This window comes from Marinomonas sargassi, assembly GCF_025716875.1.
Classification (GTDB): Bacteria; Pseudomonadota; Gammaproteobacteria; order Pseudomonadales; family Marinomonadaceae; genus Marinomonas; species Marinomonas sargassi.
Genome location: NZ_JAOVZB010000004.1, coordinates 344,339 through 361,465 on the forward strand (window position 1 = coordinate 344,339; position 17,127 = coordinate 361,465).

16 protein-coding genes are annotated in these 17,127 nt (G+C 40.2%); 8 read left to right on the forward strand and 8 right to left on the reverse strand.

The window, feature by feature from the left end; genetic code table 11:
• Positions 1-378: 378 nt before the first annotated feature.
• Positions 379-1,689 carry a response regulator gene (locus OFY17_RS10615; protein ID WP_263530707.1) on the forward strand — a complete coding sequence of 437 codons (1,311 nt, stop codon included), beginning with the start codon at positions 379-381 and terminating at the stop codon, positions 1,687-1,689.
• Here the strand turns inward: OFY17_RS10615 and OFY17_RS10620 are convergent.
• The 5 genes from OFY17_RS10620 to OFY17_RS10640 form a co-directional block, all read right to left on the reverse strand.
• Positions 1,686-3,233, reverse strand: a complete 1,548-nt coding sequence (locus OFY17_RS10620; RefSeq protein ID WP_263530708.1) for a sensor histidine kinase — start codon at positions 3,231-3,233, stop codon at positions 1,686-1,688. The two genes, OFY17_RS10615 and OFY17_RS10620, sit on opposite strands and share 4 nt — an antisense overlap.
• Positions 3,230-3,772, reverse strand: coding sequence for a heme NO-binding domain-containing protein (locus OFY17_RS10625; protein WP_263530709.1), 543 nt, complete (start codon positions 3,770-3,772; stop codon positions 3,230-3,232). Before OFY17_RS10625 ends, OFY17_RS10620 begins: the two co-directional genes overlap by 4 nt.
• Before the next feature lie 273 nt (positions 3,773-4,045).
• Positions 4,046-4,492: an MOSC domain-containing protein gene (locus OFY17_RS10630; RefSeq protein ID WP_263530710.1), complete on the reverse strand. Its 447-nt coding sequence runs from the start codon at positions 4,490-4,492 to the stop codon at positions 4,046-4,048.
• 22 nt (positions 4,493-4,514) lie between these two features.
• Entirely contained in the window at positions 4,515-4,943 is a 429-nt protein-coding gene (locus tag OFY17_RS10635; RefSeq protein ID WP_263530711.1) for a GNAT family N-acetyltransferase, read from the reverse strand.
• A gap of 15 nt (positions 4,944-4,958) precedes the next feature.
• Positions 4,959-5,195 (reverse strand): DUF6500 family protein, encoded by a 237-nt coding sequence (locus OFY17_RS10640; protein ID WP_318013673.1) that lies wholly within the window; start codon positions 5,193-5,195, stop codon positions 4,959-4,961.
• A gap of 129 nt (positions 5,196-5,324) precedes the next feature.
• Here OFY17_RS10640 and OFY17_RS10645 point away from each other — a divergent pair, with 129 nt between their 5' ends.
• The 6 genes from OFY17_RS10645 (at position 5,325) to OFY17_RS10670 (ending at position 9,606) form a co-directional block, all read left to right on the forward strand.
• Complete coding sequence (locus OFY17_RS10645; protein ID WP_407659422.1) at positions 5,325-5,618, forward strand: DUF4212 domain-containing protein; 294 nt, start codon at positions 5,325-5,327, stop codon at positions 5,616-5,618.
• 5 nt (positions 5,619-5,623) lie between these two features.
• On the forward strand, positions 5,624-7,390 hold the full coding sequence (locus OFY17_RS10650) for a sodium:solute symporter family protein (RefSeq protein ID WP_263530713.1): 1,767 nt from the start codon (positions 5,624-5,626) through the stop codon (positions 7,388-7,390).
• Positions 7,391-7,500: 110 nt separating this feature from the next.
• Positions 7,501-8,007, forward strand: coding sequence for a hypothetical protein (locus OFY17_RS10655; protein ID WP_263530714.1), 507 nt, complete (start codon positions 7,501-7,503; stop codon positions 8,005-8,007).
• A 186-nt stretch (positions 8,008-8,193) separates the two neighbouring features.
• Entirely contained in the window at positions 8,194-8,400 is a 207-nt protein-coding gene (locus OFY17_RS10660) for an RSP_7527 family protein (protein WP_263530715.1), read from the forward strand.
• A 280-nt stretch (positions 8,401-8,680) separates the two neighbouring features.
• Positions 8,681-9,151 (forward strand): GNAT family N-acetyltransferase, encoded by a 471-nt coding sequence (locus OFY17_RS10665; protein ID WP_263530716.1) that lies wholly within the window; start codon positions 8,681-8,683, stop codon positions 9,149-9,151.
• Between the two features lie 80 nt (positions 9,152-9,231).
• A complete protein-coding gene (locus OFY17_RS10670) occupies positions 9,232-9,606 on the forward strand; it encodes a glutathione S-transferase N-terminal domain-containing protein (RefSeq protein WP_263530717.1) in 375 nt (124 codons plus the stop codon).
• Between the two features lie 394 nt (positions 9,607-10,000).
• Here the strand turns inward: OFY17_RS10670 and OFY17_RS10675 are convergent, their stop codons facing one another.
• Together OFY17_RS10675 and OFY17_RS10680 are read right to left on the reverse strand one after the other, a co-directional pair.
• A complete protein-coding gene (locus OFY17_RS10675; protein WP_263530718.1) occupies positions 10,001-11,869 on the reverse strand; it encodes a methyl-accepting chemotaxis protein in 1,869 nt (622 codons plus the stop codon).
• A gap of 254 nt (positions 11,870-12,123) precedes the next feature.
• Complete coding sequence (locus tag OFY17_RS10680; protein ID WP_263530719.1) at positions 12,124-12,606, reverse strand: FKBP-type peptidyl-prolyl cis-trans isomerase; 483 nt, start codon at positions 12,604-12,606, stop codon at positions 12,124-12,126.
• Positions 12,607-12,949: 343 nt separating this feature from the next.
• Between OFY17_RS10680 and OFY17_RS10685 the strand changes: the two genes are divergently transcribed.
• A complete protein-coding gene (locus OFY17_RS10685; RefSeq protein ID WP_263530720.1) occupies positions 12,950-16,402 on the forward strand; it encodes a hybrid sensor histidine kinase/response regulator in 3,453 nt (1,150 codons plus the stop codon).
• Between the two features lie 53 nt (positions 16,403-16,455).
• Here OFY17_RS10685 and OFY17_RS10690 read toward each other — a convergent pair whose 3' ends face one another.
• The gene (locus OFY17_RS10690; protein WP_263530721.1) at positions 16,456-17,082 is read right to left on the reverse strand and encodes a TetR/AcrR family transcriptional regulator; all 627 of its coding nucleotides are present in this window, start codon (positions 17,080-17,082) and stop codon (positions 16,456-16,458) included.
• Positions 17,083-17,127 lie beyond the last annotated feature (45 nt).

The following is a 17,127-nucleotide window of genomic DNA, read 5'->3' on the forward strand; positions in this document are numbered from 1 at the left end:
TAAAAATACAATCCATGTAAACAAGTATTTAAGCAAGCCTGTCTCACAAAGCTTTGCTAAAAGAAGTACTCAAATGAGAGATAAATAAAGGGAGATGGTTGAAGAGCAAAAATGATTTTATACCCAACGAAGCCTTCCTAAAACAAGCCTCTTTTTTGAATGCGAAGGATATCAGGTTTACAGTTGAAAAACGAATAGGGCTGTTTAATGTTTTTTAGCAAGCCCAACACATTCCCCATATAAAGCAATAGATTATTAGTGACCAATAAAGTTTTATATATGACAAACAAAACATTCAAATATCATTGTAATGTAAGGAAAAACCTTACATTATTGTCAGATCTATTAAAAAGTTAAGGCGTTAATAGGAGGCATTCAATGAGTACTGAAAGTTCAACGGCAGATCTACCTTTAACGGTACTTTGTGTAGATGACGAAGTAAATATTCTCAAGTCGATGAAGCGCTTACTTCATAAACAAGGCTATCAAATATTATTGGCTGAAAGTGGCGCCAAGGCTTTAGCCCTAATGAAGGAGCATGACGTACATTTAATCATGTCAGATATGAAGATGCCCTCCATGACTGGCGCCCAGCTTCTTGAACAAGTTGCTACCTCCTACCCTGAAACTTACCGTATTTTATTGACCGGTTATTCTGATATGGAATCCACTGTCGACGCGGTTAATAAAGGCAAGATCCACCGTTATTTGCAAAAACCTTGGGATAATGACGAAATTATTGAAGCCATTTCCGAAGGCCTACAACAAGTAAAGTTAAAGCATGAAAACATCAAACTACAGGGGCTTATTAAAAAGCAAAACTCTTTACTAAAAGGCTTGAATCAGACCCTTGAGGACAAAATTAAACTACGTACTAAGCAAATTAATGCGGCGATGAAAAAAGTTGAGCAAAACAATATTGCCACTCAAAAAGTCTTATTTAATTTAATCAGTATCAACCCTCACCTTAGTGGTAGTTACGCTAATAGTATTAGTCTGTTGTCGAAGCGTATTGCCGAGAAGTTGTCCCTTCCTAAAAAAGAGATAAAAGAAATTAGCTTTGCTGCATCATTGTGTGAAATCGGTCTTCTCGGGATGGATACCGCTGTCTATAGCCAATCTTTTGGTGAGCTCGATTTTGATCAGAAGCAGGAATATCAAAACCAAACCATTATTGCCCAATTAATATTAAGCCCCGCCGCTCACATGCAGGATGTTTCAGACATTATCACCTGCCAGTTTGAGCACTTTAACGGCTCAGGTCCAAATAGACTTACCGATGAACAAATTCCACTTGGTGCGAGAATACTGGCTGTTGCCCGTGACTACTGGCGTTATAGGCTAGCCAGAATTACCAGAGAGGAAATACCCGACGCCGAAGTAAAACTACAAATGAAGAAGTTTATGGGTGTACGCTACGACCCTGAAATTTTGGGAATACTAATTGATAACCCTGAGATAGTATCAAGCAAATACCTTGAAAAACCGATCAAGGCACTTTCTATCAAGGCTGGAATGGTGTTGAAATACAGCGTCTTCACGGAGAAGGACATCCTTGTGCTGCCTGAAGGTCATGTATTTACAAATGAATCCATTACCAAGCTGCTACAATTTGAAAAACAGCAAGCAACACCTTTCACAGTCATTATCGAAGAACAAAAGGTTGAAGAGGAAAAAACTGAAGACTAACTGTCTTCAGTTGCCGTGCTCATAGGGAAGTTGATGTTAAAGGTGGTGCCAACTCCTACCTCAGAATCAACAACAACTTGAGCATCATGTGCCTCAAGAATGGCATAAGAGACAGATAACCCTAAACCTGTACCGACACCCACGGGTTTGGTTGTAAAGAAGGGAGTAAATAACTGTTTTACCGTCTTTTCATCCATTCCACTTCCGGTATCTTTTACATGAAGAATAACTCGATCATTTTCTTCAGTATGGGAAATAGAAAGTTCCCCACCGCCTTCCATTGCATAAGCTGCATTCACAAATAAATTCACAAACACTTGTTGTAATTGCCCCGTATTACCTATGATCCGCGGGCAGCTCTCTGACAGTTGATTGTCTATTGTGTGTTCATACTTAAAAGAGTTCGCAACAATTTTTAATGCTCCAGTAACACAGTCAGGTAAAGACATCGGCACCAAAGCTTCATCACCTGAATGAGAGAAACCTTTTAAATTATCAACAATATCTTTCACTCTATCCAATCCTTCTATATTGGATTTGAGAATATCCGTTGAATCATCTTCTATGTAATCTAGGTCAGATTTTTTACAAGCTTCTTCAAATGCGCTCAATGTTAGCGTGTCATTTTCTTTAACGTTCTGACTTAACTCGGCGTGAAATGATTTGATATCAGTTAAGTATTCTTTAAGAACTTCCATGTTAGAACGGATAAAGCCTACTGGATTATTAATTTCATGGGCAACACCTGCCGCCAATTGCCCTAGGGATGCCATTTTTTCAGATTGGATAAGCTGTTTCCGCGCTTTTTCAAGGTTATTTAAAGAGTCTTGTAACTGAACATTACGCTTCAAAATACGCATATCTGCTAAGCGCCTTCTCGTACCATTCAGCAAATGCTCTCTCGCGGTTTCTAAGACAGAAAGTAACTCTTCACTAATAGCCTCTTCTGTACAAAAAAAGGCCATCCATCCAATTCTCTCTCCACCGAGTGTGAAATTAGTATAAAAAATCGTTTGGATAGGTTGATCTGTGGTTATATTCCTTTCTTTAATAGACTGTACAGTCCACGTATCTAAAAGAGTTGCCTCTCCCAATGGCAGCACTGACAAAACATCCTCTTCAAATGGATTGCCCTCCTGCCAACCTTCTGCCAAAGACCACATCTGCTTTAGCTTACCACCGACCGCTTTTCCCTTATCACTGATGATATAAAAACCATGGGAAGCTGAGCTAAATCCCCCAGTCAGATCAACGATTTTGTCGACCATTACATTAAGGGGCAACTCAGACGCCACATAACTAGAAGACAGGCCTAAATATTCAAGCTCTGCTTGCTTCTGCGTCGCTGACTCTAGCGCACGCTTTAATGACAAATTCGTTTCATATATCTCTAAAGAATATTGCTCTAATTGATTCTCAGCCATATTGCGCGCTTTCTTTTCACGAGCAATCTTGCGCTCAAGTACACCTAAGCGCTTCGTTAGATCTTCTAATGTAGGCTGTGTTTCAGCAGTAACAGCTTCAGATGCGTTATCTTGGCTCACACTTTTTCTACCTTAATAACGCAGCGCTGATCACCTTCGTGCTCACATTCAGGTTGACTCACAACGACCTCTTGGCCTGTGTGTTCAGCTAGTCCTCGAATAATTCCCTCACAGAAAAAACATAGTTTACGGGGAGACTGATAATTAAAGGTAAGTTCATTCGCGGTTTCGGATAAGAATTCAAATTCTGGAAGTAATGCATCTGGGTTAAGTTTTTTAACCTCAACATGAATAAAGTTTTGCACGGCATGTAAAAATTCAAACACATCTTTAAAATCGTGGGCACCACCAGGGGCTAAGCTGTATAACTCTTTAAAAACCCACTGACCAAAAGCGAATTGAGCATCTTTTGAGGAGATATTTTTCTTTTCTACCACTAAACCTATTAAAGTAAATAACTCTTCATCGTCATAAGTCGCTACGGCAGTATAAATACCACCACTGGGTAAATCCGCTTCTTCTAAAAGTTCATCCCAGAATTCATCACCCCACAACTCTTCAATAAACTCGCCGAATTTAACGAATACAATACCTTTCATAAGCAACTCCATTTATATAATTATTAATCAGTATTAGATACTTTATTCAAATTTTCCAATTAATAATCATATAAAAACTAATCAGTTACAAGAAACCTCATTCAGAATCAGAGCAAAGGAAGAGCAAATCATTTAATGAAATTGTTACGAGAATCATTATCGTGAAATTAATAAAAAAGTTGAGTTGAGTTAACTGAATAAAAACCGAATCGTAATAAGAGTCGTTATAATATGAAAAACAATTTACCCCCTATTATATTTAGACGTAGAAATTTAGCTAAACTCCATACCGACCCGCAAGACACCTGTATTAAGAACATTAGCCCTCAATCCACCAGAATGTAACCAAGCTTTCACCACCTGAGCAGAAGTTATACCATCATTTTCTAACGCTTTACCTAATTTTGCACAAGGCAGACACAGCTCTACTCCATAAAATGTAACGCTGCCAATAGAAAAGGTTTTTCCTACTAAATCGTTAAGGCGAACGCCTTGTGTAACAATATTACGGCGTGTATCAGACAGAGCAATATTTTGCTCAAAGTTCATATTAAAAGCCGCTATTGCCTCACTTTCAACAAAAGTGATATTTGGGCCATCGTCTCCCTTTTTGCCATAGTTCCTATCGCCGACAATGCCTTTGCCAAAATCGACTTGTACCGCCTCTATTTGAATTTGCGGTGCTTTTGGTTTCTTTGCGACATATATGGCTTGAATCATTTGATTATCTTACCCATTCTTTTTATGACTTATGCACTGCCATTTGACGATAAGGTATTTCACCCTTAAAAAAGCGTTCACCTTCGATTTTCATGCCAAATCGCTCATAAAGTGCTATTGCGCTTTCTCGCGCATCACACCAAAAAATATATTTCTGCTCTTTAAAATAATTAGCTAAAAATGACATAAGATGCTCTAACATCTGGCTACCAATGCCTTGCCCTTGAAATGCTTCAAGAGTCGCGAACTTTCTTAGCCGCACACTATTCTCTTCAATAAAAATAGAAGCGACACAAACCAAGTTCTCATCTTTATAAGCTCCAAAGTGCAACCCATCAATATCATTTTCGACGCGGCATTCATCAATGCTTTTATTGGGCCATAGGACTTGATGTCGAAGGGGAAGCACTGCATCAATCGAAACTCTTTGGATTGTTATTGATAAAGACATTATTAAATTACCTTTCTACTTAGTTCTGGAGAAGTCCAATAATTCCATCATATTAAGAATTTTGGTTGCTTTCTCAAAATGATTAAGTTGATGCTCTTCTATCCACCAACGAGCTACCTTCATCAGGTTCACTGGATCATTATTTTTATTGGTAAAAAAGGCATAAAAGGAGACTTGCACACCTTGCCCTTTTTTATCAATTTTCTCGTTACAAATGGTCACTATTTTGTCTCTAATCTGCTCACTAATCATCTTACTTCCTAGTTAGTTTCCTATGCTATCTCTTTGTTTTACTAATGTATCCCCAGTTTCTAAACCACAAAATAAGACTATAAGACTAAAGTCGAACTTCATATTGAATAACTGCCTGATAAATTAACAATGCAAAATAAAAATAATTATAGGAGATCGACCGTGTCAGATCATAACGTTAATGCAGAGAAATACTGGCAAGCCAATTTAAGGCTTATTCTTGGCAGTCTCGTCGTTTGGGCTCTCGCGTCCTACGGCTGTGCCATTCTACTCAGACCTATGCTATCAGGCATCGCTGTCGGCGGTACTGACTTAGGGTTCTGGTTCGCTCAGCAAGGTTCCATTCTCGTTTTCATCCTGTTGACCTTCCATTACGCATGGAAAATGAACAAATTGGATGAAGAATTCGGCCTGCAGGAGTAGCAACCATGGATCAATTTACTATTAACCTTCTCTTCGTTGGTGGATCATTCGCGCTTTACTTCGGCATTGCTATTTGGGCTCGTGCAGGCTCAACAAAAGAGTTTTATGTCGCAGGCGGTGGTGTTCACCCTGTTTTAAACGGTATGGCAACGGCAGCTGACTGGATGTCTGCAGCTTCCTTCATATCCATGGCAGGCCTTATTGCCGCTGGCGGCTACGCTAACTCCACCTTCCTCATGGGTTGGACTGGTGGTTACGTATTACTTGCTATGCTACTGGCCCCTTACCTACGTAAGTTTGGTAAGTTCACTGTACCGGATTTCATTGGTGATCGCTTCTACAGTAAAACAGCTCGCCTAGTGGCTGTGGCTTGTTTGATTGTTGCGTCCGTGACTTACGTTATCGGTCAAATGACAGGTGCTGGTGTGGCCTTCTCTCGCTTCTTAGAAGTAGACAAAAACACTGGTCTTGTGATCGCTGCGGTTGTTGTATTCTTCTACGCCGTATTAGGTGGCATGAAAGGGATAACCTATACTCAGGTTGCTCAATATGTGGTTTTGATCATCGCTTATACCATCCCAGCGGTCTTCATCTCTCTACAATTGACGGACACCTTCCTACCTGCAATTGGCCTATTCTCCACTCACACTGAATCTGGTTTGCCTTTATTGCAAAAATTAGATGAAGTGGTTCGAGAGCTCGGCTTCAGAGACTATACCGCTGATGTAGATAACAAGCTGAACATGGTGTTGTTCACTTTATCTTTGATGATTGGTACGGCTGGCTTGCCACACGTTATTATTCGTTTCTTCACCGTGCCTAAAGTGGCTGACGCTCGCTGGTCTGCTGGCTGGGCTTTAGTATTCATCGCATTGTTGTACTTAACAGCGCCTGCTGTAGCATCAATGGCTCGTTTGAATCTTATTAATACGGTTTACCCTTCTGGGCCTACTGAGCAACCAATTGCTTATGCCGAGCGCCCTGATTGGGTTCAAACTTGGGAAACAACAGGCCTTATTAAGTTTGAAGACAAAAACAACGACGGTCTTGTTCAATTCTACAACGATGTGCCAGCTTTCCAAGATGAAGCAACAGCACGTGGTTGGGAAGGTAACGAACTTGTTGTTAACCGAGATATCCTAGTATTAGCTAACCCTGAAATCGCCAACCTACCAGGTTGGGTAATCGGTCTGATTGCGGCTGGTGGCCTTGCGGCTGCTCTATCTACCGCGGCAGGTTTATTGTTAGCCATATCCTCGGCGATAAGTCATGACTTAATAAAAGGCTCGATAAACCCCAATATAACCGATAAAGGAGAGCTCAAAGCGGCACGAATATCCATGTTCGTCGCCATTGTCGTTGCCACCTACCTAGGTATGAACCCACCAGGCTTTGCAGCCCAAGTGGTAGCTCTGGCCTTCGGTATTGCGGCAGCTTCGATCTTCCCAGCGCTAATGATGGGTATCTTCTCGAAACGTGTTAATAGCAAAGGTGCTATTGCGGGTATGTTAGCAGGCTTGTGCTCTACTCTGGTGTATATCTTCCTATTCCTAGGTTGGTTCTTCATTCCGGGTACAGCATCATTCGCTAATACACCAGATAACTGGTTGTTCGGCATATCTCCATTGTCGTTCGGTGCCATTGGTGCAGTAATCAACTTTGCTGTTGCCTTCACCGTATCTTCAATGACAGAAGAGCCACCAAAAGAAATCCAAGACCTTGTTGAAAGCGTTCGCTACCCTCAAGGTGCTGGTTCTGCTGTTGATCACTAAGAGAAATAAGATCAATATTAGATAATGCACTAATGGTAAGAGCCAGACTGCAAATACTCGGTCTGGCTCCTTACTCGAATACATAACAACAATAAAAAAGAGTGAATCTTATGTTTTGGGAACTTATAGCAACTGTTTTTGCTGGCATCGGTGGTGCTGGTATTGCCTTATTAATAAGAAAACTTTCCAAACAAACCGCACCGAAATGGCTAGTGCCTGTTTTTGCGGGGCTATCTATGATTGGAATACAAATTCAAAGCGAATACAGCTGGTATGACCATCAGGCAGGCTTATTACCTTCTGGTGTCGTAGTTGTGAAGACAGTTCAAGAAGAAGCACCATGGCGCCCTTGGAGCTATGTATTTCCTCAGACCATGCGTTTTATAGCTGCAGATGTAACCAATTCTTCCGTTAACAAAATTGATCCAAATTTAGTCCATGTGAACCTGTATTTCTTTGAGCGTAGACAAACCGCCAAACTGGTTCCTCAGGTAATTGATTGTCAGCAGAAAGCTAGAGCACACTTCCCTGACTCAGCACAAAACGCAAAAGCGACTTGGTATTCTCTCGACAATAATGACCCACTTTTAGCCGCTATATGTAGCCCTATGTCTTAATATGACAGGTTATTAATTAAGAGAATCTATTATTAAATAGCTAACCTAACTAAAAACTAGATCAGGTAAAGGTTAGTTTTTTTCACCTTAAGCTGTATTTTTTATCGTTTGTTCTGTCCAGTCTAACTGCTTAATATTTACTCAACAAAGAGATTCACTCTTTGTGATAATTTTAAGGAGAACAAGATGAAAAATTCCATATTTTCTACAGAAGCCCTAGGCGATTTCACTACTGCTAACCCTACTTCAGAAGTTGAATACTATGTCGCTCTTGCCAACAAGCAACGTGCTGAAATGGTCGCGTCAATGGCTTCTTCAATTGCAAAGAAAGTAAAAGCGAGCTTTGCTAATATCAAAAAATCATTAAGCCAACAGAGTATGAAGCACGCGTAACAACATCCTTCTAATCAACTTATAACAGCATAAAAAGAGTGTAAAACACCAATGAAGAATATCTCAAAGGGCGTACTAGTACCTGCATTCATGTAACGCTATTTACGCCCTAATTCTTTATTCTATCCCCCAATAGCATCTCTCTTAGTACTCGACTATTACTTCTTCAAACAACCTAGCTTATTGTGTTCAATGACTTTAGAGTGAATCTTAGTTAGAGTTTGCCTAAGCGCCTACACACCTTAATCCAACAAGGTTAATTTTTACGAGATATAAGATTATGCTAACTTGGCACCAACAAGGCTTCACTGAACTGTCTCTTTTCACTTTATATGATCTATTAAAAGTACGAACAGACATCTTTGTTGTTGAACAAAACTGCCCCTATCCAGAGCTGGATAATATCGATAAGCATGACAACACAAAGCATCTTTTCGCCTTACTCGAAGGAAACCCTATCGCGTATGCACGTATCATTGCGCCAAATATCAGTTACCAGAATCATTCAAGCATAGGGCGTGTACTTGTTATTGAAAATCACAGAAAAGATAAACTAGGCCACCAACTTGTTAAACGAGCAATACAAAGCTGTATAACACAATGGCCAGACATTCCTATAAAGATTGGAGCTCAATCTCATCTGCAAGGTTTCTATCAAAAGCATGGCTTTACCACGACATCAGAACCTTATATTGAAGATGGAATTGAGCATGTCACCATGGTTTATAGTGCAAATAATTCAGATATTTAAATACAGATGAGTAGCCCTCTTAATAAACAGACAAGATAGCGCTAAAATTGCGCCTCCATTTATTAAGTTAAGCTATTTTTATGAAGTTTTTTATTCAATTCATACGTAACCTTTTAGGCTACACAATTATTATTGTCGACTTCCTTACTCGGGGCCAAAAGCTAAAACGCTCCCCTGAACAGCAATTAGAAGTAAATGAGCAGCTAAAAAGCTTGTCTCTTTATCAGTTTTCCGCCTGCCCTTTTTGTACAAAGACACGTCGAGCAATGCACAAACTAAACTTACCAATAGAGAAGCGAAATGCCTCTATAGGTTCTTCATATCGTATGGAATTATTAGAGGGTGGTGGAAAGTTAAAAGTGCCTTGCCTTCGTATAGAAGAAAATAATAAAGTCAGCTGGCTTTACGAGTCTTCCGATATTATTACTTATCTCGAAAAGCGCTTTGAACGTTAAAGTCTTTTTTAAAAACAACTTAGCCCCAAGGTAAAAAAGAGCTCTCTGTGGCTCTTTTTTTATTCTTTCTCTTTATAAGCTTTCCGCTTGTCTGTTGTGTTATCACTCAGCTCGACAAGTTTTATCACCATAGTAGTTATCGCAATAATTACACTGACTTGCATCACCAGCTCGATCTACTTTTACTTTTTTAACGAATATGCCTTTTACTATCTTAGTTATATTTTTCATTTTTTAGTCCTCTTTTTTTATGTGCCTTTATATTAACTAAAAAAATAAAAAAGAATAAATCGATAGTTTTTATCGATTCGATAGCAATTACCTACAAAAAAGCGCCTCGCTATTTCAATGTAAAACATCTCATAGCTAGGCGCTTCAAATGGCGTTAAAGAACTTAGACTTTAAAGAAGTCCATCTCATCCTTTTGCGACTGGGCTTGCTGTGCCAAGTCACTAGTTGCAGCAAGAGTTTCATTGATTGCGGCTGTATTTTGTTGCACTAGATCAAATACTTGCACTGTGTTCTTAGAAAGCTCTTCCGTCACACTCGTTTGCTGTAATGATGCTGTTGCCACCATGGAGTTAATCTCAGAGATAGCATTAATCACACTAGAAATCTCTTCAAATGAGTCATTAACCTGTTTAGCAAAATCAACAGAACCTTCAATTAATTGAACATTCTTCAGCATGTTCGTGCTTGCTTTCTCAGATTTATCTTGCAGCTTAGAGATGATCTCTTGAATGCTAATGGTTGAGTCCTGAGTCTTAGAGGCTAACGCCCTCACTTCGTCAGCCACCACAGCGAAGCCACGTCCGGTTTCTCCAGCACGAGCCGCTTCAATTGCTGCATTCAGGGCCAATAAATTGGTTTGTTCTGAAATACCATTAATAACATCTGTCACAGAACCAATTTCTATTGAGAACTTCCTTAGTTCGTCGACTAGACTCGCAGTTTCAGTCACAGAATCATTAATATCTTTCGTCAAGGATATGTTTTTATCGAGAGTCGCTTTACCGTTTTCTATCGTTGTAAGACTTAATTTAGCCTGCTCTTCAGCATTCACCGCCTTCTCGCTTACATTCTGAGATGTAGAGGAGAGCTCATGAATCGCCATGGAGATTTGTTCAACCTGTTGCTTCTCATTTTCCATATTAGCTAAAGTATCATTCATAACAGCGTTCAACTCTTGTGATGCTGAAGCAACACTATCTGAGCCTCTTAACGTGTTGCCAACAATAGTTGTTAGTCTGCTTGAAAGTGCCACTAGTGAACGATAGATACCCGTATCCCGGTCAGATCCTACAAGTTTTTCTCGTAGGTCACCTTCAGCCATTTTCTCCATTAAAGATTCAATATCTTCAGGTGCACCACCAACAGGGTTTAGTACCAGTTTACCCAATACAATTAGTAGCACGCCTCCTGCCAGCAGAATGCAAATGAGACCAACTAATAAGGAGTAGAATAACTGAGTATTTGCACTTTCAGTAATCTGTTCGTCACGAGTGAAACTAATGTATTCCCAACCATTAATCTCCATTTTCCCCCAGAAAGCCGTATAGTCGACATTCTTACCATCTACTTCAGCGGTATAGGAAAGTTCTGGGTGATCTGTATCAAACTTCTCAAAAACAGGGCGTAAGTCTTTGATTTTTTGACCTAACCATTCTTCGTACGGAGACACGATGACTTTACCATTACCTATGTAAACGATTAAGTCATCCCTATCTTTCAAATGGCCGATAAAGATATCCAAACGAATCGTTGTCATTACGGCAACATCAGAATTTACGTTATAAGCTAAAGCAACAAATAATTCGCCTTTGGATGTATAAGTAGGAGAAACAAAGAAGGTTTCCCCTCTTTCAAATAAGGCTCGGTAATAACTACGTTCTTTATAATTCGTTTTCGATTTCTTTCCTGTTCTGTTGTAAACAGCACCAGAGGTATCAAACAAATACACACCATTACTTCGCGCTTTAAGCAAGCTATAGAGTGATGCCAATTTTTCAGCATTGCTATCAGATAAAGAATCACTATTAATTTTATGATTTTTTATTTCTAACGAAGCCAAAGCGGATTCGTAACTAGCAAACTTTTCCACTAGTTGCGCCTCTAACGCTAAATTCTTTTCACGAAGGATTTGTTTATTCAGATCCATACTCTCGGATCGGAATGATAGAAAGTCTGACAAGGCAACAATCAATACGGTTGCAGCAATAATCAAGCTAAGTGCACCCATGACTTGCAGTTTAAATTTTTTCATTTGCGGTTCCTTCGTAACAAAGACAGAATTCTTTATATGATTGTTCCACTGCGACAAACTTCAGCGCGTTGGATAATTACCATACATTTTGTCATACAATTAAGTTTAATACACTAGACTTATTAAACTCTAACTCGCCGAATAAATCTTTTTTCCTCAATATATATTTTTATACTTATATGAAAAAAGGCAGTTCCTTAAAATAAGTACTGCCTTTTTAAAAACATGACTCTCAACTAAACAACGATCGTTATTTAATGATGATGACCGCCTTCACCATGAACATGTCCATGCTCAATTTCTTCTGCTGTAGCTTCACGCACTTCAATAATTTCCACATCAAAGTTTAAGGCTTTTCCTGCTAGTGGATGGTTACCATCAAGCATAATGCCATCTTCTTCAACACCAATAACGGTAACAGGCTGCTGTCCACCTGGTGTTTGTGCCATAAACTGCATACCGACTTGAATATCATCTACGCCTTGGAAGTTTTCTGTAGGCACTTTTTGAATAAGCTCTTGATGAACCAAGCCATAACCCTCTTCAGGGGAAACAGCAACGGTAGCTTTATCTCCAGCCACTTTACCTTGCAATGCCGTATCTAGACCTTGAATAATATTTTGCGCACCACTTAAAAAAACTAACGGTTCTTGCCCAATCGAAGAATCCAATTCCTGACCTTCTTCATCCGTTAATGTGTAGTGCATACTGACAACCGCATTTTCTGAAATTTGCATTACCTTCTCCTGCTAAAATAAATTGGGAAAACAGAGCCTAGATATAATAAAAGCAAATGAATATGTCATTTGCGATACAGCATAACTAAACAAACCCAAACAATGGTTTAATTCATAAATGATACCTTTCCAGATCATCAATAACTAGCAAATAAGGGATAAGCCTAAACAGTTATTTGTGTCTTTACATACCCTTATATCAATAATTAAGAATGATTCGTGATTTACAGACTTAAGTCGTAGAGGATTTATCGCCAGATTGTGATACATTGAAAAATGAAAAAAGAAACCAAACTGCTTTTAAAAATAATAAGCTTAGGTATATGTTTAGGTAGTCCATTAAATGACTGTGTTCTGGGTTTTATTAGCGATATTTTATGTTTTTGGCCTATTCTGTATTGCCATATGGGGGGATAAGCAAGGCCCCAAAGCCAAAAGACTCACTCATCACCCTATTGTATATAGCCTTTCACTCGCTATTTTCTGTACGGCATGGACATTCTATGGGGCAATAGGCGAAGCAGCTCGTTCGGGGTGGAATTATCTCCCTATCTTACTTGGGCCTATTTTGCTTTACCGGTTTGGCTTTCCCCTATTACGTAAAATGATTAGGGTTAGCCAGAAAGAAAACATCACCTCTATTGCAGATTTCATTTCATCTCGCTATGGCAAACGCCCTATCACAGCACCGCTCATCATTTTGATATGCATGCTGGCTGTTATTCCTTATATCGCTCTACAACTAAAGGCCATCGGTTCAAGTTTCGCTCTTTTTGTCAATCAGGATGAATCGAGCATACACTTCGCGGTACTCATCGCAGCTGTACTCATCGGTGTCTTTGCTATGCTATTTGGCACACGGAAAGTGGAAGTAACTGAGTACCGTTCAGGTATGATGCTCGCCATTGGCGCTGAGTCGCTCTTTAAATTGATTGCCATTGTGGCTCTGGGTTTGGTCGTCATCTTCATGGCCAAAAGCATTAATCTGCAAGGCTTAGCAAGAAATATTGATTCTTCGGTTTGGGCGCCAGAGCAATTTCTAAGTTTCCCTTTTATCATGCAAACCTTTATGGCTGCTGCCGCAGTAATTTGTTTGCCTCGCCAGTTTCACGTTACCGTTGTAGACCACCAAGATAATCAACAATCAGAGCTCGCTCGATGGTTATTTCCTTTGTACTTATTGATTTTTGCCGTCATGATTCCGCCTATTGCTATTGCGGGCCAGACCTTCTTCACATCAGACGTCAATCCTGACACCTATGTAATTCAGTTTGCTCTTATTTCAGACAACCTCGCCTTACAAATGCTGATATTTCTTGGGGGAATGTCTGCAACGACTGCCATGATTATTATGGCAACATTTTCCTTAAGTATCATGATCAGCAATGACGTGATCTTACCCATCATGTTGGCTAGAGCAAGTGCACAGCAGCAATCACTGCCTTTGTATAGTCGCAAAATCCTAATCGTACGACGTCTAGCCATTGCGGGAATATTGACCTTATCTTTCCTCTACTACAAAGAAATGGCGCACAATGATTCCCTATCTGGTATGGGTATCCTTGCTTTCTCTTTGGTATTGCAACTAATGCCGGCTGTGGTAGGAGGCCTGTATTGGAAACGAGCCCATGCTCATGGTGTATACACGGGATTAACACTGGGTTTTTTAACATGGGTACTGATCATGATGCTGCCATTAACAGGCGATGTCGAATGGGTGCATAGAAATGTCAAGCCAAGCTCTGAACACATTAGTTATGGCGCTTTTATTAGTCTAGTCGCCAATATCATTGGCTATGTTGTGGGGTCTCTACTCTCCACGGAGCGCCTGATAGATAGAATTCAAGCCACAGCCTTCGTGAATCCAAAAACAGAATTAGAACAGAACTTTGCAAAACCCAAAAGCAAAGCAACCAATGGCGATTTTTTTGTCTTATTAGAAACATTTTTAGGCCGCCAGAAGTGCAAGCAAGTACTGATTAGTTATGAAATAGATTACAACCAAACTATCTCTGAAAATGCCTCCCCCGATCGCCCGTTCATTGATTACTGTGAACGCGTGTTAGGTGGAGTATTGGGGGGCTCGTCCGCAAGAACAATTATTAACTCGGTGCTGATCGACAAACAAATCCGTGTAGAAGAGATGGTGACCTACTTTGACGAAACCACTCAAGCTATTCAGTTTAGCCAGAACTTACTCTTCATCTCTATGGATAACCTCGATCAGGGTATTAGCGTTATCGATAAAGATCTTAGGGTGGTGGCGTGGAATAAAACTTACTCAACTCTCTATCCATATCCTGAAGGTATGCTAAAGGTAGGTCTTTCTGTGGAAGCTCTCATTCGTTTCAATGCCTCAAGGGGAGAATGTGGAGCAGGTGAATTAGAAGACTTGGTTAATCGCCGTTTAGATCATCTAAAACGTGGTACCAGCTACCGTTTCTTACGACGCCGTGGTAATGGCAGAGTTATTGAGATTGTTGGTAACCCTTTGCCTGACGGCGGCTTTGTGACCAGTTTCACCGACGTCACTATCCACATTGAAAGCCAGCAAGCCCTAAAAGAAGCTAATATAGACTTGGAAAATCGCGTTGTTGCACGAACACAAGAAATCCAAAGTGTTAACTACGAACTCATCCAAGAAATTGAACGACGTAACTCTGCAGAGCAAGCTCTCATCAGTGCTAAAGCCGAAGCCGAGCAAGCAAACGCCTCCAAAACAGAATTTCTCGCCTTGGCGAGCCATGACATACTGCAGCCACTAAACGCAGCCAAGCTTTATATGAGTGTCCTGCAATCCTCCAAATTACCAAAAGATAGCTCAGAGATTGTTAGCAAACTGTTTGACTCCTTAGAATCTACTGAAACGCTAATTGCAACGCTACTAGAGATCGCCCGATTAGACCAAGGAGCTATCCAACCCAAACTAGAAGACTGTAACCTACAGGATATACTCACACCAATTGTCGCTGAGTTCGGCGTTATCGCGGAAAACAAAAATTTATTACTAAGCTCAAGGCTTCGCCCACTGCACGTTCATACAGACCCTATTTATTTACGTCGCATTATCCAAAACTTTGTTTCGAATGCCGTAAAGTACACAGAAAAAGGTAGGGTTTTATTAGGCGTCAGATCGAGAAAAGAGCAAGTTTATGTGCAAGTTTGGGATACTGGGGTTGGTATACCAGCAGCTCAACAGGAGAAAATTTTTGAGGATTTTTACCGCTGGGAAAATAACCCTGAGCCAGGTATGGGGCTAGGCCTAGGACTAGTACAACGCATGCAAACACAGTTAGGTTTAGTAACAGAAATCCACTCTACACCGGGTAAAGGAAGCTGCTTTAGTATTGGAATTCCACTAGCACATCAAACTACAGCAGCCCCCTTACCCGTCAATGAGACAATAGAAGAAGTGCTTACACCACAGACTAATTGCTATGTTTGGTGCATAGATGACGATAAAAATAACCTCCAAGCAATGAGCACATTACTCAATCACTGGCAATGTGAGTGCCAAACCTTCGATCAATTTGACGATGCGCTACAAGCTGAAGGGGTAGCAGAATTACTACTCGTAGACTACCACCTTGATGAGAATAAAGACGGCGTCTCGTTAATAAAAGCATTGAGGTTACAAGCAGGAAAAGAGATTCCTGCAGTGCTCATTACCGCAATGAGAGATCCAGAGTTGGTTGATATGTGTAAAGCAGAGAATATTACCTATATGGCGAAGCCTGCAAAACCTGCCAAATTAAGAGCATTAATCCAGCACATTCATCAATCAAGAGAAACATAAAAAGGGGCTCTAAGCCCCCTTTTTATTAATAGTTTTCCTTAGCCGAGCAGTGACTATTGTGAAGGTAAGCTAAGTCCACAGCCCGTTAATATAATTTCACTTACTGTATCACCGATACGCTTTATATCTTCTTCGCTAGTAGTTTCAATACCATTTAAAGCAACGACTTGAGCTTCAAAATCAGCATAGTGCTGGGTAGTGGCCCAAATCATATAAATTAAGCTGGCAGGATCTCTTTGTTGCATTTTTCCTGCATCCATCCATGCTTGTAATAACTCCACGCGAGATACAAACCATGGGCGTAGCTCTTCTTTTAAATAGTCGCCTATATGCTGGGCACCACCAATCACTTCCATGGCAAAAAGGCGAGATGCAACTGGTTTGTCAAAGCTTTGTTGTAGCTTAACGCGTATGAAACGGTCCAGTACCTCCGCAGGGTTGTCTTCAAAGGTCGCCCGATCAAAAACATCATTCCAGCCCAAAAGAGTCTGATCCAACACTTTCTTATAAAGGTTTGCCTTAGATTGAAAGTAATAAATAATATTCGGTTTCGGTAAACCAGCACGCTCAGCAATATGCTGTAGACTAGCTCCGTTAAAACCATTTAATCCAAACTCAATTTCAGCGGCATCAAGAATCTTAACAACGACTTCTTCACGGTTATTTTGACGCTTACTCATAAGGAAAAAACCTTTCTCTATTCAACTAACTTAGGCGATGGAGGC